The organism is Streptomyces radicis (genome assembly GCF_003626575.1).
GTDB lineage: Bacteria > Actinomycetota > Actinomycetes > Streptomycetales > Streptomycetaceae > Streptomyces > Streptomyces radicis.
Genome location: NZ_RBDY01000045.1, coordinates 1 through 19,995, shown reverse-complemented (window position 1 = coordinate 19,995; position 19,995 = coordinate 1). Strand labels below are relative to the sequence as shown.

General features: G+C 74.1%; 20 protein-coding genes. 7 read left to right on the top strand and 13 right to left on the bottom strand.

Going from position 1 to position 19,995, the window contains the following annotated elements; genetic code table 11:
- The 5 genes from D7318_RS30900 to D7318_RS30880 all read right to left on the bottom strand — a co-directional run bounded on the left by D7318_RS30900 (window position 1) and on the right by D7318_RS30880 (window position 3,380).
- Window positions 1-624 (bottom strand): TetR/AcrR family transcriptional regulator, encoded by a 624-nt coding sequence (locus D7318_RS30900; RefSeq protein ID WP_120700567.1) that lies wholly within the window; start codon window positions 622-624, stop codon window positions 1-3.
- A gap of 96 nt (window positions 625-720) precedes the next feature.
- Entirely contained in the window at window positions 721-1,125 is a 405-nt protein-coding gene (locus D7318_RS30895; RefSeq protein WP_120700566.1) for an NUDIX hydrolase, read from the bottom strand.
- 59 nt (window positions 1,126-1,184) lie between these two features.
- The gene (locus tag D7318_RS30890) at window positions 1,185-1,841 is read right to left on the bottom strand and encodes a class I SAM-dependent methyltransferase (protein ID WP_120700565.1); all 657 of its coding nucleotides are present in this window, start codon (window positions 1,839-1,841) and stop codon (window positions 1,185-1,187) included.
- Between the two features lie 13 nt (window positions 1,842-1,854).
- On the bottom strand, window positions 1,855-2,283 hold the full coding sequence (locus D7318_RS30885) for a PPOX class F420-dependent oxidoreductase (protein WP_120700564.1): 429 nt from the start codon (window positions 2,281-2,283) through the stop codon (window positions 1,855-1,857).
- Window positions 2,284-2,297: 14 nt separating this feature from the next.
- Window positions 2,298-3,380, bottom strand: coding sequence for a DUF2332 domain-containing protein (locus D7318_RS30880; protein WP_120700563.1), 1,083 nt, complete (start codon window positions 3,378-3,380; stop codon window positions 2,298-2,300).
- A gap of 204 nt (window positions 3,381-3,584) precedes the next feature.
- Here D7318_RS30880 and D7318_RS30875 point away from each other — a divergent pair, with 204 nt between their 5' ends.
- The gene (locus D7318_RS30875; RefSeq protein WP_120700562.1) at window positions 3,585-4,259 is read left to right on the top strand and encodes a ThuA domain-containing protein; all 675 of its coding nucleotides are present in this window, start codon (window positions 3,585-3,587) and stop codon (window positions 4,257-4,259) included.
- Window positions 4,260-4,268: 9 nt separating this feature from the next.
- On the opposite strand, the gene D7318_RS30870 is transcribed toward D7318_RS30875, so the two are convergent.
- The gene (locus D7318_RS30870) at window positions 4,269-5,294 is read right to left on the bottom strand and encodes a questin oxidase family protein (RefSeq protein WP_120700561.1); all 1,026 of its coding nucleotides are present in this window, start codon (window positions 5,292-5,294) and stop codon (window positions 4,269-4,271) included.
- Between the two features lie 102 nt (window positions 5,295-5,396).
- On the opposite strand from D7318_RS30870, the gene D7318_RS30865 reads away from it, so the two are divergent.
- The gene (locus D7318_RS30865) at window positions 5,397-6,224 is read left to right on the top strand and encodes a helix-turn-helix transcriptional regulator (RefSeq protein WP_120700560.1); all 828 of its coding nucleotides are present in this window, start codon (window positions 5,397-5,399) and stop codon (window positions 6,222-6,224) included.
- Window positions 6,225-6,435: 211 nt separating this feature from the next.
- Window positions 6,436-7,146: a B3/B4 domain-containing protein gene (locus D7318_RS30855; protein WP_120700559.1), complete on the top strand. Its 711-nt coding sequence runs from the start codon at window positions 6,436-6,438 to the stop codon at window positions 7,144-7,146.
- A gap of 130 nt (window positions 7,147-7,276) precedes the next feature.
- On the opposite strand, the gene D7318_RS30850 is transcribed toward D7318_RS30855, so the two are convergent.
- Genes D7318_RS30850 through rhaI form a run of 7 tightly spaced genes read right to left on the bottom strand, consistent with a single transcriptional unit; the run spans window position 7,277 to window position 15,542 of the window.
- Window positions 7,277-7,840, bottom strand: coding sequence for a TIGR03086 family metal-binding protein (locus D7318_RS30850; protein ID WP_120700558.1), 564 nt, complete (start codon window positions 7,838-7,840; stop codon window positions 7,277-7,279).
- A gap of 12 nt (window positions 7,841-7,852) precedes the next feature.
- Window positions 7,853-8,494, bottom strand: coding sequence for a LutC/YkgG family protein (locus D7318_RS30845; protein ID WP_120700557.1), 642 nt, complete (start codon window positions 8,492-8,494; stop codon window positions 7,853-7,855).
- The gene (locus tag D7318_RS30840) at window positions 8,491-9,996 is read right to left on the bottom strand and encodes a lactate utilization protein B (protein ID WP_120700556.1); all 1,506 of its coding nucleotides are present in this window, start codon (window positions 9,994-9,996) and stop codon (window positions 8,491-8,493) included. The genes D7318_RS30845 and D7318_RS30840 overlap by 4 nt, the downstream gene beginning before the upstream one ends.
- Window positions 9,990-10,742 carry a (Fe-S)-binding protein gene (locus D7318_RS30835; protein ID WP_120700555.1) on the bottom strand — a complete coding sequence of 251 codons (753 nt, stop codon included), beginning with the start codon at window positions 10,740-10,742 and terminating at the stop codon, window positions 9,990-9,992. Before D7318_RS30835 ends, D7318_RS30840 begins: the two co-directional genes overlap by 7 nt.
- Window positions 10,742-12,262 carry a rhamnulokinase gene (locus D7318_RS30830; protein ID WP_120700554.1) on the bottom strand — a complete coding sequence of 507 codons (1,521 nt, stop codon included), beginning with the start codon at window positions 12,260-12,262 and terminating at the stop codon, window positions 10,742-10,744. The genes D7318_RS30835 and D7318_RS30830 overlap by 1 nt, the downstream gene beginning before the upstream one ends.
- 60 nt (window positions 12,263-12,322) lie before the next feature.
- Window positions 12,323-14,371: a bifunctional aldolase/short-chain dehydrogenase gene (locus D7318_RS30825; RefSeq protein ID WP_120700553.1), complete on the bottom strand. Its 2,049-nt coding sequence runs from the start codon at window positions 14,369-14,371 to the stop codon at window positions 12,323-12,325.
- Between the two features lie 4 nt (window positions 14,372-14,375).
- Complete coding sequence (rhaI, locus tag D7318_RS30820; protein ID WP_120700552.1) at window positions 14,376-15,542, bottom strand: L-rhamnose isomerase; 1,167 nt, start codon at window positions 15,540-15,542, stop codon at window positions 14,376-14,378.
- Between the two features lie 236 nt (window positions 15,543-15,778).
- On the opposite strand from rhaI, the gene D7318_RS30815 reads away from it, so the two are divergent.
- From D7318_RS30815 to D7318_RS34850, 4 genes are all read left to right on the top strand, one after another.
- Window positions 15,779-16,099, top strand: a complete 321-nt coding sequence (locus D7318_RS30815) for an L-rhamnose mutarotase (protein WP_120700551.1) — start codon at window positions 15,779-15,781, stop codon at window positions 16,097-16,099.
- 125 nt (window positions 16,100-16,224) lie between these two features.
- The gene (locus tag D7318_RS30810) at window positions 16,225-17,247 is read left to right on the top strand and encodes a LacI family DNA-binding transcriptional regulator (protein ID WP_120700550.1); all 1,023 of its coding nucleotides are present in this window, start codon (window positions 16,225-16,227) and stop codon (window positions 17,245-17,247) included.
- Between the two features lie 10 nt (window positions 17,248-17,257).
- Complete coding sequence (locus D7318_RS30805) at window positions 17,258-17,680, top strand: secondary thiamine-phosphate synthase enzyme YjbQ (protein WP_120700549.1); 423 nt, start codon at window positions 17,258-17,260, stop codon at window positions 17,678-17,680.
- Window positions 17,681-17,803: 123 nt separating this feature from the next.
- Window positions 17,804-19,561 carry a response regulator gene (locus D7318_RS34850; RefSeq protein ID WP_147437888.1) on the top strand — a complete coding sequence of 586 codons (1,758 nt, stop codon included), beginning with the start codon at window positions 17,804-17,806 and terminating at the stop codon, window positions 19,559-19,561.
- The last annotated feature ends 434 nt before the right edge of the window (window positions 19,562-19,995 follow it).

Sequence of the window (19,995 nt, the reverse complement as noted above, 5' to 3'; positions counted from 1 at the left end):
TCAGCCGCCCGGCGTCGCCGCGGCGAGCCGTTCGTCGATCGCCCGCGCCGCGCGCCCGTACCCGCCGTCGTCCCGGTGCAGCACCGAGTCCGCGTTGGCCATCTCCAGCAGCGCCGCCAACTCGAAGGCCAGCTGCGGCACATCGACGTCGGCGCGCAGCTCGCCGAGGTCCCGCGCCTCCTGGATCACGCCGCGCACACAGCCGATCCACTCGGCCCGCGCCGCCGCCACCGCGTCCCGCACCGCGCCGTCCCGCGCGCTGAACTCCGCCGCCACGGCCGTGAAGAAACAGCCCCCGCGGAACGTACGGCCCCGCGAGTACGCCAGATACGACGCGCACAGCTCCCGCACCCGGCCCACCCCCGGCGGCACCTCTTCGGCCGGGTGCACCACCCGCCGCGCGTAGACGGCACGCGCCGCGCGGATCGTGGCCAGCTGCATCTCCTCCTTGGAGCCGAACAGCGCGAAGACGCCGCTCTTGCTCAGCCCCAGCTCGGTGGCGACCCGCCCGATCGACAGGCCGTCGAGGCCCTCGACCGACGCGATGTCCATCGTCCGCCCCAGCACGAGCCGCCGCGTCTGGTTCCCCCGCGCCACCCGCCCGTCGACCCGCGCACCCGCCACCGGGACCACCCTTCCTCGCTGCCCCCATGGTAGGAGCCCTTCGACGCGGGCCCCTCAACGTCAGGCCCTCACCGCGGACCCCTCACCGCGGATCCCTCACCGCAGGAGGCCCTCGCCCGCCAGCACGTCGAACACCGCGTGGTCCACGGGCGCCGTGCGGTGCCGGTCGGCCAGCGTCAGCCAGGCGAGCTCCTCCACCTCGCCGCTCGCCACCGGCGTCCCCCGGTGCTCGGCCGTGTAGCAGGCCATCCGCACCAGCGTGCCCTCGGGGTGCCCGTCCGCGTGCGCGGTGAACGTCCCGACGTGCGCCACCGTCGCCGGGTCGATGGCCACCGCGAGCTCCTCGCGCACCTCCCGCACGAGCGCCGTCACGTCGTCCTCGCCCACCTCGCGCTTGCCGCCAGGGATGTAGAACAGCGTCCGCCCCCGGGAGCGCGCCCCCAGGATCCGGTGCCGCTCGTCCAGGTGCACCCACGCAACGGTCTCGATCAGCCGCGCCACGGCCGTTCCTCCTCCCCACGCCCCCATCCGACGAGGGCGACGCTCGGAGGATCATCCCATCAGGGCGCGGCGGGCGGCCGGTGGGCCGTGCCCAGCACATGGAACGAGAACGGCGTCCGCACCCGGGGAACGGAAGGGAAGAGGAAACGGACCGGCTCCGGCACCGCGAACCCCGTCCGCTCCACCGCCGACAGCGTGTCCCTGCCCGTGTGGCAGCCGCCGGCGAGCCGCGGCCAGACCGTCGCGTCCAGCAGCCGCTGCACCCCGCGCAGCCCCGCGGAAGGCGCCCGCACATGCTCCAGGTACCGCAGCTGCCCGCCCGGCCTGAGCACGCGGTACGCCTCGTTGAGCGCCGCCTCCTGGTCGGCGACCGAGCACAGCACCAGGCACGCCACCGCCGCGTCGAGCGACGCGTCGTCCACGGGCAGCCGCCCGGCCAGCGCGTCCACCACCTCGACCCGCACCGGCGCCGAGGCCGCCCGCTCCCGCGCCAGGCGCCGCAGCCTCGGCTCGGGCTCGACGGCCACCACACGGGTGACCTCGGGCGGGTAGTGCGGGAAGTTCCGGCCCTCGCCCGCGCCGATCTCCACCACGTCGCCCGCCAGGCCCGCGAGCAGCGCGGCCCGCCGCTCCGCCAGGCCCCGCCGGTCGAGCGCCGGGGCGGCGCGCGCGTACACGCGGGCGAAGAACGGGTGGTCCACCCGGCCGCCGGGCATCAGCGCCGCCCGTTCACTCGGCCACGGCGGACTGCCCGACGACGCTCTCGGGCGTGACCCGCACCAGCAGCTCGCCCGGCACGCCGTTGCGCGCCCCGAACTCCTCCGCGCGGTCCGCGCCCATGTACCGGCCGCCGATGCGCGTCGACCACGCGCGCAGCGACTCGACGTCCTCGCTCAGTGCCACCCGGCCCCGCACCACGACGAACGCGTACGGCGCCCGTTCGTCGTCCACGGTGATCGCCACCCTGCCGTCCCGCGCGAGATTGCGCCCCTTGACCGTCGCGGCCCCCGTGGTGAACACCAGCGCGTCGCCGTCGAGCACGAACCACACCGGCGCCACATGCGGCCAGCCGTCGGCCCGCACGGTCGCCAGCTTCCCCGTCCTGGTGCCCTCCGCGAGGAATTCCCGGCACTCCGCCGGGCTCATCGTGTGTGCCATGCGCCCATCGTCGGTCACCCGCCCGCCGTGGGCCAGCGGGCCGGTACCCCGTGCGGGTGCGCGAGCGCCAGCGGCCGCTCAGGACCCTTGTCCGAGCGCACCGAGAGCCAGAAGCCGCGCGTGCCCTCGACCTCACCCGGCTCGAACCTGATCACCGCGAACCCCGCATCGGGCCCCGAGGCCGCCGCGAGCCGGTCGAGCTCGCGCTCCACCGCGGCCCACTCGTCGGCGGGCACGTACTGCCGCATCACCGAGTGCCACACGACCGTCAACGTGCCCGGCTCGAGCTCGACCGCCGAGAGGAACTCCGCCGCCCCCGCGCTCTCCACCGTGGCATAGACCTTGGCCGCGATGCTCAGCGCGCCGTCGAGGCGCGCGAAGCGGTCCCGCTGGTCGGGCCACACATACGCCCGCAGCGCCAGCGAGCCGTCCGCCGACAGCGGGTCGATCGGCGTCAGGTCGCAGCCGCGCCGCTCCACGATCCGCAGCGCCTGGTGCCGCTCCGCGCCCATCCGCAGCCAGTCGGGCACCTCGCCGTCCCACGCGTCGGAGAGCCGCACGGTCGAGTCGGGCGGGCCCCACGCGAAGTCTCCGGCGGTGTAACGGAACTGCTCCGCCCTGAGGTTCAGCCCCGCGCTCGACCCCAGCTCGAACAGCCTGACCGGCAGCTGCGCCGACGGCACGGCGTACAGCAGCCCGGCGAGCAGCAGATTGGCGCGGCCCACCTCGTTCGTCTGCGGGGGCCGTCGCAGCCACTCCCTGATCCACTCGGACTCCGCCGCGACCACCTCGCGGAACGCGGGCCACGCCGCGTAGGGCCGCTCGGCGCTGAAGACGCCCCCCGCGCTGGGATAGTGCTCCGCGAGCCCGGGCGCGCGCCCGGTGAGCGCCAGCGCGTGCACCGCACCCGTGAGCCGGAGCGGTAACGCGTCGCCCCACGCCCCCTCCTCGTACCCCGCGAGCACGGCGGCGCAGGGCCCGCCCTCCCTGATGTCGTCCGCCGCGCGCTCCAGCAGCGCCGCGTAGAGCGGCGAACCGAGCCGGGCGCACGCCTCCGCCTGCTGGGCGAAGATCCGGGCGACAGGTTCACGGGGCATGTGTACTCCTCCCAGGGGATGGTCAAGATCATGGGGCCCCACGGGTGTCCAGTGGAAGACCCGCCGGGTGAATATGCCGCCGGATATTCCTTCGCCTCCGCCGCCGCGCCGGGCGAGGTGCCCCGGAATGGCGGTGATCATGACAGTTTCAACCGCCCGCCCGCGCCGGGCGGACCGCGGCGGCCGCGCCTACCATGGGACGCCATGAGCGATCCCCGGATCCTGGTCTATTCCCGCACCACCGGCTACCGGCACGACTCCATCCCCGCCGGGGTCGAGGCGTTCCGGCGGCTCGGCGCCGAGCACGGCCTCGACGTGACGGCCACCGAGGACCCCGACGAGCTGACCCGGGGGCTGCCCGGCAGCCGGGCCGTGGTCTTCCTGTCCACCAGCGGCGACGTCCTGACCGACGAGGGCAGGTCGGCGCTGCGGAGCTTCGTCGCCGACGGCGGCGGCTTCGTCGGCGTCCACGCCGCCTCGACCACCGAGTACGGCTGGCCGTGGTTCGGCGAGACGCTCGTGGGCACCGTGTTCGACGGCCACCCCGACCTCCAGCCCGGCGTGGTGTCCGTCGAGGACCGCGACCACCCGGCGACCGCGCACCTCGGCGAGCGCTGGGAGTTCACCGACGAGTGGTACAACTTCGCGACCAACCCCCGTGAGCGCGTACGGGTGTTGGCCGCCGCCGACGAGAGCACCTACACCGGCGGGCGGATGGGCGCCGACCACCCGCTCGTCTGGTGCCACGAACGCGCGGGCGGCCGCTCGTTCTACACCGCGCTCGGCCACTCCGCGGAGTGCTTCTCCGACCCCGACTTCACCCGCCACCTTCTCGGCGGCCTGCGCTGGGCCGCCTGCCTCCCCGAGAACGGCGCGTGACCGGGCCCGCTACCCCTCGCGGGGCGTCATGCGCAGGGACGCCAGGGCCGCGGCGAGCGGGAGCGGGTCGTCGTCCGACACCACGTCGAGCACCGTGTCGACCAGCTTGATGACGTGCGCGTCGCCGTGCTCGGCCGCCCGCGCGAAGACCTCGTCCGGCGTCGTCCCCGCCACGTGCTCCGGCGCGCGCGCCCCGTCGGGCGGGCCATAGGACGCCACCACCCCCGCGCTCGCCGTCCACGCCGCCGCCAGGCTCGCCCGCCACAGCGCGGGCGGCAGCGCGGGCAGCGTCCGCAGCACCGCGTTGGGCGCCGTCACCGCGTGCACCAGCATCACGGGGGAGCCGTGCGCGTGGGTGGCGTAGTGACGGGCCGCGCCCACCACCAGCTCCCGCAGCCGCTCGGGCGCCGCCGCCGCGTCCCCCGCCGCCCACGAAGGAACGTCCCGCACCTGCGCGAGGCGGTGGTTGATGCCGCCCGACCGGTCGGCCACGTGCGGCACCGCCCGCAGCGCCTCCTCCGCGCCCACCGGCGAGGGCGCCGCGGCGCCGCCCACCACGAGCGTCTGGTGGCGCGCCGCCCAGTAGCCGAGCGCGTGCGCCAACTCGGCCAGCCGCGGCCCGTTCTCGCCCTCCGCGAGAAGCGTCCGCACCGCGTGCCCGACGCGGATCACCGGGTGCGTCGCGCTCGCCGTGATGCCGGGCAGCAGCCGGGGCCACCACACGGCCAGCACATCGCGCCAGGGCGCCTCGGCGAGCCGCTCCGCGAAGTACACCGGCCAGTCGGCGAGATGGCGCGGATCGCCGAGCGCCTCGCGCCAGCCCCGCTCGGCGATCCGGCCGTAGGAGGTGGGAAGGTCCTCGAGACGGCCCCGATAGGCGTCCAACCAGCGGTGCACCCTTGCCCCTTCGCCATGGCGGATGAGCGCTTCCACGGCCATCGGCGCGTGATTGCTCAGCCACCCTTCGAATTCGGGTCCCGTGGTGTGCAGCCTGACCAGTGCCTCGTCGAGCGTGCCCGTGGCGTCTCTCTCCATGCCACCGACGCTACGGACCCCCTTCCCGCCCCGTAACCGACCGGAGGCCCAGCGCCTTCACGACGTTGGACCTACGGCGGCGGGCCCCCGGATACTGCCGGGATGGACCGACGCTCGGAACTCTCGGCCTTTCTCCGTTCCCGCCGCGCCAGGTTGACCCCGGCCGACGTCGGTCTGCGCAGCTACGGAGGGCGGCGCCGGGTGCCGGGCCTGCGCCGCGAGGAGGCGGCCTGGCTGGCCGGGATCGGCCTCGACTACTACGTGCGCCTCGAACAGGGCCGCAACGAGAAGGCCTCCGCCGCCGTGCTCGACGCGGTCGCCCGCGCCCTGCGCATGAACCCCGTCGAACGCCTCCATCTCCACCGGCTCGCACGCCCGGCGCGCGAGCCGTCGCGCGACTACGCCGAGTGCGCCGTGCCAGGGCTGCAACGCCTGCTTGACGCCATGCCCGCCACCCCCGCCTATGTCGCCGGTCGCCGCACCGAGCTGCTCGCCTGGAACCACCCGGCCCGCGTCGTCTTCGGCGGCATCCTCAGCCTCACCCCGACGGGCCGTCACATGGCGCGGCAGGTCTTCCTCGACCCCGCCGCCCGCGCGCTGTTCGTCGACTGGGAGGTCAAGGCACGCGCCGTCACCGCCCGGCTGCGCCTGAGCTTCGGCCGCTGCCCCGACGACGGGCGGCTGAAGGACCTCGTCGACGAACTCCTCGACCGCAGCGCCGACTTCCGCGCGATCTGGGCGGCACAGCACCTCACCAGCAAGACCCATGGCTCCTACCGCCTCGACCACCCCCGCATCGGCCGCTTCACCCTGCCCTACCGCGCGCTGTGGCTCCCCGAGGAGCCCGACCAGCTGCTGATCGCCTACACCGTCGAGCCCGAGTCACCCCTGGCTGCGGCGCTCGCCGCCGCCGGGGCGGGCAGCGGCTAGGGTCTGTTGTGAAAGTAGCGCCGTTCGCCCGGAGGGCGTGCCCCACGGCGTCTGGTACGTGCGATCGCAAGGCGGAGGGTCGGCCTCGTACTGGGCGTACTTGGGCGATCCCGACAACGCAGCGAGTGTGCGTGCCAGGCGTCGCGGGGCAGGCGGGACTTTCACCACAGACCCTAGGGTCGGGGGGCTGATGGCGAAGGGAGCGTGTCGGATGACGGAGCTGTGGGTGGCGGCCGACGTGTGCGAGGCGTTCCCCGCGCTCGCCGTGGCCGCGGTGGTGGCCGAGGGCGTGCGGGGTCAGGACCCATGGCCCGAGACCGAACGGCTGCTGTCCGACGTCGAGTCGTCGGCCGGGGACGGCGGCTGGACCGCGCCCGCCGAGTCCGACCCGTCGCCGGCCTCGTGGCACGCCGCCTACCGGGCGTTCGGCACCAACCCCCGCCGCTTCAGGCCCAGCATGGACGCGCTGGCCCGGCGGCTCGGCAAGACCGGGCGGCTGCCGCGCATCAGCCCCGCCGTGGACGCCTACAACGCCGTCTCGGTGACCCACGCCATCCCCGCGGGCGCGTTCGACCTGGGCGCCGTGCGCGGCGACATCGCGCTGCGGTTCGCGGTGCCGGGCGACGCGTTCGTCCCGCTGGGCGAGCCGGACACCGTCGAGGAGGCCAGGCCGGGCGAGGTCGTCTACGCCGACGGCGACGGCGTGCTGACCCGCCACTGGAACCACCGTGACAGCGACCGCACCAAGGTCACCCCCGGCTCGTCCGACGTGGTGTTCCTGCTCGAGACCGTCGAGCCGGGCACCGGCCGCAAGGTCGTCGAGCAGGCCGTCGACCAGCTGGCAGGCCTCGTCGCCCCGCACGCCACGCGCCTGACCACGCACCTGCTGACCCCGGCCCACCCGGCGAAACGCCTGCGCTGATCCGCCGCGGGGCGGCTCAGCACCTCAGGGCATCCGTCCGGGGCGGCGCACCCGATGCGGTCCCTCACGACCGGGTGCCGCCCGGTCCTGCCGCCCGGTCCTGCCGCTCGGCCCGCCCGGCGAGGGCCCCTCAGGGGCGGCGGCCCAGGACCGCGATCAGGCGGTCCTGGGGCGGGGCGGAGTCGGGGACGGGGACCGGGGGGTCGAAGATGCCGAGGTTCTGCCAGGCGGCCGACTTCTCCTCCGCGTAGCCGAGCAGCAGATCCGCCACGCCGGGGTCGATCCGGTCGTCCACCTCGATGCCGCGCGCCAAGTCCCAGCCGTGCACGGCCAGGTCCAGCGCCATCTGCGACAGATACTCCTCGGCCGGGGTCGGCCCGCCGCTCGTCTGCACCGGCGTGTCCAGCGCGCCGGAGGCGTGGAACGCCGCGCGCGAGCCCGCCGCCGCGCCGTCCCACGCCGCCACCGGGTCGTCGCCCAGCACATCGCCGTCGAACCGGTCGCCCACCTCGGCCAGCGTCGCGCCGCGCAGCAGCCAGGGCGCCCACAGGTGCTCGCTCGTCAGATGGTTGACCAGGTCGCGCACCGACCAGGCGGCGCACGGCGTCTCCGTGTCCCACCGGTCGTCGTCGACGCGGTGGACCCGCTCGGAGAACGTGTCGAGCGCCAGGTCGAAGCCGTCGAGCAGTCGCATGGGCCACCTCATTCACGCGCGGACCAGAACCACCTCAAGCGTACGCGGGCCGTGCACGCCCTCAACTCGGTCCAGCTCGATGTCGCTCGTCGCCGAGGGCCCGGAGATCCAGGTCAGCGGCCGGTCGGGGACCAGCAGGGGCAGGGCCCGCGGCACCGAGTCCACCACCTGGTCGGGGACCCTGACCACGCAGATGTGGTGGTCGGGGACCAGCGTGATGCGCCGCCGCCCCTGGTCGGGGCCGCCGTCAAGGACGATCGTGCCCGTCTCGGCGATCGCCAGGGCGCACCCCGTGACCACGCTGTCGACCGCGTCCAGGTCGTGCGGGGTCGCGTCGGCCGCGTCCGCCACGCGGCGGACGTCCTCCGGCGTCCCGCTCAGCCACTCGGGTGGCAGCCCGGGCGGCGTCACCACCGAGCGGCTGCCGCGCTCGGCCAGCAGCCGGGCGATCAGCCCCGGCAGGGCCGCCGCGTCGGCGCGGTGCACCAGGGCCCGGTAGTCGGCCAGGTTCTCGGCCAGGGTCTCCACCGCGTCGGCGGGGGAGTGGGTGGTGGCGTAGTCGCGGGCCACGGGCACGTCGTCGGGGCTCTCGTCGCGCGGCACGTCGGCCAGCGCCCGCCGCACCCGGCCGAGCACCACGTCGCGCCCGCTCATCGGCCCGCCCCCTTCGTGCCGTTCCCGCTCTCCCGCGTCGGCTTCTCCCTGGTGCGCCGCCACCAGTCGCGGAACGACTCGGCGGGCAGCGCCGGGATGTCCCTGGTGTCCGTCCAGGCGCGCCCGGGGCCCGGCAGCCGCCGGGGCGCAAGCCGGCGCGCCCGGCCCGCCACGCGCTGCCCGGCGCGCAGCACGCCCGGGTGGTCGAGCGCCCAGCGCGAGGCGCGCATCGCCGCGCGCTCCGCCGCGTGCCCGCGCGCCGGGCGCACGGTGGTGCGGGTGCCCCGCACGGTCACCTCGCCGCCCTCGACGACCCGCTCCCTCAGGTGCACCAGCGCCTCGGGGATGTCGATGGCCACGGGGCACACCTCGTAGCACGCCCCGCACAGCGACGAGGCGTACGGCAGCGAGGCATCCAACTCACTGGCCACGCCACGCAGTTGAGGCGTGAGAATGGCGCCGATCGGGCCCGGGTAGGCCGAGCCGTACGCGTGCCCGCCCGCCCGCTCGTACACCGGGCAGACGTTCAGGCAGGCCGAGCAGCGGATGCAGCGCAACGCCTGCCGCCCCACGGTGTCCGCGAGCGTGTCGGTGCGGCCGTTGTCCAGCAGGACCAGGTGGAACGTCCGCGGCCCGTCGCCTTCCGTCGTGCCGGTCCACATCGACGTGTACGGGTTCATCCGCTCCGCCGTCGACGAGCGCGGCAGCAGCTGGAGGAACACCTCCAGGTCGCGCCACGTCGGCACGACCTTCTCGATGCCCACCACCGAGATCAGCGTCTCGGGCAGCGTCAGGCACATCCGCCCGTTGCCCTCGGACTCGACCACCACCATCGTGCCGGTCTCCGCCACCATGAAGTTGGCGCCCGAGACGCCGACCTTGGCGTTCAGGAACTTCTGCCGCAGGTGCAGCCGCGCCGCCTCCGCCAGGTCGCGGGGGGAGTCGGTCAGCCCCTCGGGCGCGGGGCGGCCCCAGTCGGCCATGCGCTCGGCGAAGATGTCGCGGATCTCGCCCCGGTTGCGGTGGATCGCGGGGACCAGGATGTGGGAGGGCAGGTCGTCGCCCAACTGCACGATCAGCTCGGCCAGATCGGTCTCGTTGGCCCGGATCCCCGCGGCGGTCAGCGCGGCGTTGAGCCCGATCTCCTGCGTCGCCATCGACTTGACCTTGACGACCTCCTCCTCGCCGGTCTCCCGCACCAGGCGCGTGACGATGCGGTTGGCCTCGCGCGCGTCGGCCGCCCAGTGCACCTGGCCGCCCGCGGCGGTCACCGACTCCTCGAGGCGCTCCAGATAGTGGTCGAGGTGGCGCAGCGTCCGGTCCTTGATCGCCGCGCCCGCCGCCCTCAGCCGCCCCCAGTCGGGCAGCTCGGCCACGGCCTTGGCGCGCTTGTCCCTGATGGTGTGCGTGGCGTGCGTGAGATTGGACCGCAGCCGCTCGTCGCGCACCGCGTCACGCGCCGCCTCGGGGAACGCGGGCATCCCGAGATAGGTGCCTACCACTGCTCCTCCTCCGTGCTGGCCAGGATCTCGGCGATGTGCACCGGGCGGACCGGCGAGCCGAGCCTGGACAGCGTGCCACCGATGTGCATCTGGCACGAGTTGTCCACCGTGCACACGGCCGCCGCGCCCGTGCTGGTGATGTGGCGCGCCTTGTCGGCGCCCATGGCCGAGGAGACCGCGGAGTTCTTCACCGCGAACGTGCCGCCGAAGCCGCAGCACTCCTCGGCGCCCGGCAGGTCGACGAGCTCAAGGCCCTTGACCGCGCGCAGCAGCCGCGTCGGGCGGTCGCCAAGCCCCAGCATCCGCAGCCCGTGGCACGTGGGGTGGTAGGTGACGCTGTGCGGGTAGTACGCCCCCACGTCGGTCACCCCGAGCACGTCCACCAGGAACTCCGTCAGCTCGTGCGTGCGCGGCACCACCGAGGCCGCCGCGTCCGCCAGCTCCGAACCCCGGCCCTCCGCACGGGCCTTGGCGCCGATCCTCGGGTAGTTGTCCCTGACCATCGCCGCGCACGAGCCCGAGGGCGCCACGATGTGGTCGAAGCCGTCGAACGCCCGCGCGAAACGCCGCACCAGGGGCTCGGTCTCGTGCCGGTACCCGCTGTTGAACTGCGCCTGCCCGCAGCAGGACTGCTCCACGGGGAACTCCACCTCGACGCCGAGCCGCTCGAGCAGCGACACGACCGCCCGCCCGGTCCGCGGATACAGCGTGTCGTTGACACACGTGACGAAGAGCGCGACGCGCATTACTTCTCCTTCCCGCCGAAGGCCGTTTCGGCGTCGGCCGCTCCGGCGTCGGCCAGCCGGGCCGCCGCACGGTCCCAGACCGCTCGGTCACCCGACGGCTCATGGTGCCTCAGTGGCTGGGTGGCGGCCAGCAGCGCCCTCGATTCCGCCAGCCCCCCGGCCACCGCGCCCGCCGCCCTGGCCTGTGTCAGCACGTTTCCCAGGGCCGCCGCCTCCGCCGGGCCCGCCACCACGGGCAGCCCGCACGCGTCCGCCGTGAGCTGGCACAACAGCGCGTTGCGCGCCCCGCCGCCCACCACGTGCACGGTGTCCACCGCGCGGCCGGAGAGCCGCACCGCGTCCTCGACCGCGGCCCGGTGCGCGAGCGCGAGCGAGTCGAGCACGCAGCGCACCGTCTCCCCGGCGTCGCGCGGCACCGGCTGCCCGCCGCGGCGGCACGCCCGCGCGATCCGCTCCGGCATCCGCCCCGGCGCGATGAACGCCGGATCCCCCGCGTCCACCACCGAGCGCAGCGGCGCCGCGGCCGCCGCCCGCTCCAGCAGCGGGCCGAGATCGTGCGGCTCCCCGGCCGCGGCCCAGTCGCGCAGGCACTCCTGGAGGAGCCACAGGCCCATGATGTTCCGCAGGTACCGCACGGTGCCGTCCACGCCGAGCTCGTTGGTGAAGTTCGCCCTGCGGCTCTCCTCGCTCAGCACCGGCGCGTCCAGCTCCACCCCCGCGAGCGACCACGTGCCCGTGGCGATATAGGCGAAACGTTCCCCCGCCGCGGGGACCCCCGCCACCGCCGACGCCGTGTCGTGCGAGCCCACCGCCGTCACCGGAACGGGACCGGTGAGCCCCGTCCCGTCGAGCACCCCGGGCAGCAGCTCCCCCGCGGGCGCGCCGGGGAGGCGCAGCGGCGGGAAGAGGCCCAGGTCCACGCCCACCGCGTCCGCCACCACCGGCGACCAGTCGCGCGTGCGCGGGTCGATCAGCTGCGTGGTGGACGCGTTGGTCAGCTCGGTGCCCGCCACGCCGGTCAGCCAGTACGCGATCAGATCGGGGATCAGCAACAGCGTGCGCGCTGCGGCGAGTTGGGGCGTGTCCCGGGCGGCGGCCAGCTGGTAGACGGTGTTGAAGGGAAGCTCCTGCAATCCCGTCGCCGCATAAAGATCCCGCGGCGGCAGCGCCTCGGCCACCCGTGCCGCGACGCCCTCGGTGCGCCCGTCGCGGTAGTGCACCGGATTGCCGAGCAACGCGCCCGACGCGTCGAGCAGCCCGTAGTCCACCGCCCACGAGTCCACCCCCACCGAGGCCAGCCGCCCGCCCGCGGTCCGCCCGGCAGCCCGCAGTCCGTCGAGCACGCCCCGGTACAGCGCCAGGATGTCCCAGTGCAGCGTCGGGCCCACCCGCACCGGCTCGTTGGGGAAGCGGTGCGCCTCGGTCAGCGACAGCTCGCCGTCGGCGACCCGCCCGAGCATCACCCGGCCGCTGGCCGCCCCCAGATCCACCGCGGCGAAGGGACGGGGGGCGGACGGCATGGCGGTTCTCCTCGGTCGAAGGCGGTGCGAACGGTCAACGGGCGGACGCGGAAGGGGAGTTCAGCGCAGGAACGCCGCCGCGACGCCCGCGTCCACGGGGATGTGCAGCCCCGTCGTGTGGCTCAGGTCCCCGCCGGTCAGCGCGAACACCGCGTTCGCCACATGCTCGGGCAGCACCTCACGCTTCAGCAGCGTGCGCTGGGCGTAGAACTCACCGAGCCGCTCCTCGGGCACCCCGTACACCGCCGCCCGCTTGGCCCCCCAGCCCCCGGCGAAGATGCCGGAGCCGCGGACGACCCCATCGGGGTTGACACCGTTGACACGGATCCCCTGCTCGCCCAACTCGGCGGCCAGCAGCCGCACCTGGTGCGCCTGGTCGGCCTTGGCCGCGCCGTAGGCGATGTTGTTGGGCCCGGCGAAGACGCCGTTCTTCGACGAGATGTACACGATGTCGCCGCCCATCCCCTGCTCGGTCATCACCCGCGCCGCCTCGCGCGACACCAGGAACGAGCCGCGCGCCATGATGCCGTGCTGCCGGTCCCAGTCCTCGGTCGTCGTCTCCAACAGCGGCTTGGAGATGGAGATCCCGGCGTTGTTGACCACCAGGTCCACCCCGCCGAACGCGAGCGCCGCCGTGGAGAACGCCGCCGCGATCCCCTCCTCCGACGTGACGTCCACGGTCACGGCCACCGCCCGGTCGGGGCCGCCGAGCTCCTTGGCGACCGTCTCCGCCGCCTCGGCGTTGACATCGGCCACCACCACGCACGCGCCCTCGTCGACGAGGCGCCGCGCGGTCGCCCGCCCGATGCCCGAGCCCGCGCCCGTCACCAGCGCCACCCGCGTCGCCAGCGGCTTGGGCGGCGGCATGCGCCGCAGCTTCGCCTCCTCCAACTCCCAGTACTCGATGCGGAACTTCTCCCGCTCCTCGATCGGCGCGTACGACGACACCGCCTCGGCGCCCCGCATCACGTTGACGGCGTTCACATAGAACTCGCCCGCCACCCGCGCCGTCTGCTTGTCCTTGCCGAACGAGAACATCCCCACGCCAGGCACCAGCACGATCGCCGGATCCGCCCCGCGCATCGGCGGCGACGCCGCGTCCGCGTGCCGCTCGTAGTACGCCCGGTACTCCTCGCGGTACTCGGCGTGCAGCTCCCGCAGGCGCGCCACGGCCTCGTCGAGCGGCGCGTCCGCCGGCAGGTCGAGCACCAGCGGGCGGACCTTGGTCCGCAGGAAGTGGTCGGGGCACGACGTGCCGAGGCGCGCCAGGCGCGGGTGCTCGGCGCGCGCCAGGAAGTCGAGCACCGCCTCGGCCTCGCTGAAGTGCCCCACCTGCGGCCGGTCCGTGGACGCCAGCCCCCTGATCACCGGCGCCAACGCGGCGGCGCGCGCCCGCCGTTCACCCTCGGGCAACGCCTCGAACCCCGCCCGCACCGCGCCGAACGGCTCGGGCCCGCCGCGCTCCGCGAGGAAGCGCTCGGCGGTGCGGATGATCTCCAGGGAGTTCCGCTCGCACTCCTCGCTCGTGGCGCCCCACGCGGTGATGCCATGACCGCCCAGGATCGTGCCGATCGCCCCGGGGTTGGCCGCCTTGATGGCCGCGATGTCAAGGCCGAGCTGGAAGCCGGGCCGCCGCCACGGCACCCACACCACCCGGTCCCCGAAGCACTCCGCGGTCAGCGCCTCGCCGTCCGCGGCGCACGCGAGCGCGATCCCCGAGTCCGGGTGCAGATGGTCCACATGGGGCGCGTCCACCAGGCCGTGCATCGCCGTGTCGATCGAGGGCGCGGCCCCGCCCCTGCCGTGCAGGCAGTAGTCGAACGCCGCCACCATCTCGTCCTCGCGCTCCACGCCGGGGTAGACCTCGGTCAGCGCCCGCAGCCGGTCGAGGCGCAGCGCCGCGAGCCCGGCGGCGCGCAGCGTTCCCAGGTCGCCGCCCGAGCCCTTCACCCACAGCAGCTCGACGTCGCCACCGGTCACCGGGTCCTTCGCGGTGCCCTTGGCCGAGGTGTTGCCGCCCGCGTAGTTGGTGTTGCGCGGGTCCGAGCCCAGCCGGTGGGAGCGCGCGAGCAGCTCATCGACGGGTCCGTTGTCCTCGTGCGTCGTCATCGGTTCAGGCCCCCCAGCCGGCCTGCTGGCCGCCCTTGCGTTCCTCGGTGATCTTCTCCGCCCAGCCCGAGCGGTGATAGGCGGCCACCGGATCGGGGTCGAGCCCCGCGTCCGCGCGCACCTCGGCGAGCAGCGGCCGCACATCCGTCGAGAACGCGTCCATGAGCGCGGCGTTGGCGCCCAGCACGTCCCCCGACGCCTGCGCGGCGGCCAGCGCGTCGCGGTCGACGAGCAGCGCCTTGGCCGTGGCCTCCTGGACGTTCATCACCGAGCGGATGATGGCCGGGACCTTGGGCTCGATGTTGTGGCACTGGTCCAGCATGAACGCCACCCCCGCCGCCGGGTCGAGCCCGCCGCCGCGCACCACCTCGTACATGATGCGGAACAGCTGGAACGGGTCGGCCGCGCCCACCATCAGGTCGTCGTCCGCGTAGAAGCGGGAGTTGAAGTCGAAGCCGCCGAGCTTCCCCTCGCGCAGCAGGAGCGCGACGATGAACTCGATGTTGGTGCCGGGGGCGTGGTGCCCGGTGTCCACCACGACCTGTGCCTTGGGGCCGAGCTTGAGGCAGTGCGCGTAGGCGGTGCCCCAGTCGGGGACGTCGGTGGTGTAGAAGGCGGGCTCGAAGAACTTGTACTCCAGCAGGATCCGCTGGTCGTCGCCGAGCCGCTCGTAGACCGCGGTCAACGCCTCGGCGAGCCGGTCCTGGCGGGCCCTGATGTCGTCCTGGCCCGGGTAGTTGGTGCCGTCGGAGAACCACAGCTTCAGGTCGCGCGAGCCCGTGGCGTCCATGATGTCGACGCACTCGAAGAGGTGGTCGAGCGCCTTGCGCCGCACGGCCGCCTCCGGGTGGCACACGCTGCCGAGCTTGTAGTCGTCGTCCTGGAACACGTTGGCGTTGATCGCGCCGAGCCGCAGCCCCAGGTCGTCGGCGTGCCGTGCGAGCGCGGCGTAGTCGTCCACCCGGTCCCAGGGGATGTGCAGGGCGACCGTGGGGGCGACGCCGGTGTGGCGGTGGACCTGGGCGGCGTCGTCGAGCTTCTCCCGCGGGTCGCGGGGGACGCCGGGCTGGGCGAACACCTTGAAGCGGGTGCCGGAGTTTCCGTAGGCCCACGACGGGGTCTCGATGGCCTGCGAGGTGAGGGCCGCCTTGACGGCGGATGGGGCGGTCATGCGATCAGGGCTCCCAAGGTGCGCGACGCCGTGCGGATGCGGGGTATGAATCGTTTCACTGTCTGGACGCTAAGACGGGCGGCAAGGGCTGTCAAGACGGGCGGGCGTGCGCCGAACGCCGCGCGCCGCCGTGGTCACCCGGCGCTCGCCCGGGCGCCGTGCGGATCTTGACGCCGTCCGAGGGGCGTGGCTAGCGTGCGGCGACCGGTGAAACCTTTCAGAAGGGGGAAGGGGCCATGGAGCGGGTCTGCTTTCTGCTGAAGGTCCGCCAGGACCGGATCGAGGAGTACCGCGAGCGGCACGAGAACGTGTGGTCCGAGATGCGCGCGGCCCTCTCCGAGGCGGGCTGGCACAACTACTCGCTCTTCCTGCGCGACGACGGCCTCCTGGTCGGCTACCTGGAGACCGACGACTTCGCCGCGGCCCGGCGCGCCATGGACGCCACCGAGGTCAACGCCCGCTGGCAGGCCGAGATGGGGGAGTTCTTCGAGGCCCTCGACGGGGCCAGGCCGGACGAGGCGATGCGTCCGCTCACCGAGGTGTTCCACCTCCCCTGAGGCCCGCGCCACCTGGCGCGTTCCGGCCCTTCGGCGTCCCGCCGCGGAACGCCCCACGGCCCGGTGGTGCACATACCATGGCTCGGCGGCGACAGGGCGCGCGGACGAGGGAGCGGGACACGAGGATGGCGCACACGGTGGGGATCAAAGAGGTGGCACGGCAGGCAGGCGTGTCGGTGGGCACCGTGTCCAACGTCATCAACCGCCCCCACATGGTCGCCGAGGAGACCAGGCAGCGGGTGCGGGCGGCCATCGCCGAGCTCGGCTACGTCCGCAGCGAGTCCGCCCGCCAGCTGCGGGCCGGTCAGTCCCGCATCATCGCGCTGCTGGTGCTCGACATGGGGAACCCTTTCTTCGTCGACGTGGCCTCCGGCGCCGAACGGGTCGCGCGCGCCTCCGAGTTGGGCGTGATGCTGTGCAACAGCGCGCAGAGCACGTCCGAGGAGGCCGACTACCTCTCGCTCTTCGCCGAGCAGCGCGTGCGCGGCGTCCTGGTGACCCCCGCCGACATGTCGGGCCGCAACCTCGCCGACTTCCGCCGCCACCACATCCCGTTCGTCTTCGTCGACCGCGTCCTGCCGAGCGCCGAGGGCTGCTCGGTGTCCGTCGACGACGTGCTCGGCGGCGTGCTCGCCGTGCGGCACCTGCTGGAGCAGGGGCATCGGAGCGTCGCCTATGTGAGCGGCCCCATGTCGCTGCCGCAGTGCCAGGACCGCAGGCAGGGCGCGGTCGCCGCGCTCACCGAGTCCGGGCTCGGCGAGGACTCCCTCGTCCATGTGGAGGCCGAACGGCTCGACGTCGCGTGCGGCCGCGACGCGGGCGCCCGGCTGCTGGGCCTGTCCCCGCGCCCCTCCGCGGTGTTCTGCGCCAACGACCTGCTGGCCCTCGGCGTGCTCCAGGCCCTCTTCGCGGCCGGGGTGCGCGTGCCCGACGAGGTCGCGCTCGTCGGGTACGACGACATCGAGTTCGCCTCGGCCGCGGCCGTTCCGCTGACCTCGGTGCGCCAGCCCGCGGTGCGGATGGGGCGGCAGGCGGCCGAGCTGCTGCTCGAGGAGACCGGCGAGGGGGCGGGCCTGCACATCCACCAGCGGATCGTCCTCGACCCCGAGCTGATCGTCCGCCAGTCCAGCCTGGCCACGCCCGCGTAGCGTGGGAGGCATGAGTGACCCCCTGCGCAGCCGAGTGCTGCGCGTGCCGACCGGCTCGTCCGAGTCCGTCACCGACCTGACCCGCGCGTGCGAGGAGTTCGTCGGGGAGGCCGCGGGCGGCGCGGACGGCCTGTTCAACGTCTTCGTCCCGCACGCCACCGCGGGCATCGCCATCCTGGAGACCGGCTCGGGCAGCGACGACGACCTGCTCGCGGTGCTGCGCGAGCTGCTGCCCCCCGACGCCCGCTGGCGCCACCGCCACGGCACCCCGGGCCACGGCCGCGACCACGTCCTCCCGGCCCTGGTCCCCCCGCACGCGACGATCCCGGTGATCGCGGGCCGCCTCCAGCTGGGCACGTGGCAGTCGGTGTGCCTTGTCGACACGAATGTCGACAACGCGGAACGCCAGGTGCGGCTGAGCTTCCTGGGCTGAGTCCCGCCCCCGGGGGGCTGGCCGCCGATTCTCCCTGGGCTTCGCGCCGAAGGGGAGAGGGCGGCGTTCGACGCGGAGAGGGTGGAGCGTTCCTGCGATGGCCGCGGAACACGCCTGCTGGGCGTGCGTCGGCTCTCGCCTGAGCGGCAGCGCGAGAACGTGCTGCGGGCGGCGGTCGGCGTCGGCGGGCACATCTTCGCGTGGGCGGACGACCGGGAGGTCTCCGGCGCGACCGACCCGACGGGTGATCTTCGTCAGGCCGAGCGTGCACGAGGGTCGCGGCCGAGGAAGCGGCCAGGGCCCTCGCCGCGCGCATCGTCGCAGGTGGGATCGCCGACCGATGACGACAGAAACCCAGGACGGTCCGCCCGGCTCAGCCGCGGCTCCTACGCGCTCACCCTCCTCACCGCCTCCGTCGTCTGGGCCCCCGACGACTCTCGCGTCCAGCCGGAACAGGTGGGCCTCGTCGGCTTCGTGCTCCTGGCCAGCGCCGTCGCCGACTCCACCCGCAGCCGCCGCGACTATGTCGCCGCCGTCGAGGCCCGAGCCGAACTCGCCGAACTCACACGCGAGGACGAGGCACGGCATCGGGTCGGCGCCGAACGGATGCGCATCGCCCGCGAACTCCACGACGTCGTCGCCCACCACATCGCCCTCGCCCACGCCCAGGCCGCCACCGCCGACCACCTGCTGTCCGCCAAGCCCGACCAGGCGCGGGACGCCCTGCGCCACCTCACTCCCACGCTGCTCTCCGCGTTGAACGAACTACGCGCAACCGTGGGGCTGCTGCGCCAGACCGGCCACGAAGACCCCCTGGGTCCCGCACCCGGCCTTGCCCATCTCCCCGATCTCCTCGACACCTTCGAACACGCCGGGCTCACCGTGCGTCTCACCTGCGACGGCACGCCCAAGCCACCGTCACCAAGCGTCGACCTCACGGCCTACCGGATCATCCAAGAGGCCCTGACCAACGTCACCAAGCACGCCCGAACCCCCACAGCCTTCCTGCACCTCTCCTGCACCGGCCGCCTCTTGACCATCACGGTCTGCGACACCGGCCCTCGGCGCACAGCGGCGAACGCCATCCCCGGGTATGGACTCATCGGCATGCGCGAGCGAGTCCAGGCCGTAGGAGGACGTCTCCGAGCGCGACCGAAGGACGACCGTGGATTCGAGGTGATCGCCGAGCTCCCCGCCGACTCACCCCACCCCCACCGGCCCCCCGCCCGCCGACCACGAGGATCACCAGTGACCATCCGGGTGCTGCTCGCCGACGACCAGGCCCTCCTGGCCGGCACCTTCAAGATCCTCATCGACGCCGCCGACGACATGGAAGTCGTCGGCCTCGCCGAGGACGGTGCCCGGACCGTCGACCTGACCAGGGCCACCACACCGGACGTCGTGGTCATGGACATCCGGATGCCCGGCAAGGACGGGCTGACCGCCGCCGAAGAGATCACCCAGGGCGAAACCCTCGGCAAGGTCCGCATCCTCGTCCTCACCACCTTCGAGACCGACGAGTACGTGACCCAGGCCCTGCGTGCCGGTGCGACCGGATTCCTGGGCAAGGGCGCCACCCCCACCGAACTGCTCAGTGCCACCCGCGCCGTGGTCACCCGCTACCTCGCCATCCCCGGCCCATCAACCGCCGTGCCACGGGCACTTGAGACACTCACCTCCCGCGAGCGCGAAGTCCTGGCGCAGGCCGCCAGAGGGCTCACCAACGTCGAGATCGCCCAACTGTTGCACCTCAGCCCACTGACCGTACGCACCTTCATCCAGCGCATCATGACCAAACTCGAAGCCCGCCACCGCGCACAACTCGTAGCCATCGCCTACCAAACCGGCTTCGTACGCGCACACCGACCGCCCGCCACCTGAGCGGTCGCTACGTCGAGCGCCTGATCGACAGGCGCACGAGGGAGAGCCTCCGGGATCGGGGCGTGTGGGCGGGGCTTGTCGACGCCGCGGAGGGCGAGGCGGTCGCCGGGGCGTGGGAGGCTGACCCGGGGGTGGCCATGCGGCGCTTGCCGCCGTCCGGGACGTTCGTGAGTCGCTGCACGTCGGGCTTCTGGCGACCGCCGGTCTGGCGCCGGACGATGACGCGGCCCTGAGCGCGGCGCTCGACGGGCTGCACTGTCGGTGGGTGGCCGCGGCGGGGCGGTCCGCCCTTGAGCGGGTGGCGCGGGGCGCGGGAGCGGTGGCTGGCCGGGCTGCGCCGCCGCGCGCCGGACGGGGTGATCCTGGCCATGTGGGCCCTGGATCCCGCGTTCTACGAGGAGGTGCGGGGGCTGGGTGTCCCGGTGGTGGTCGTG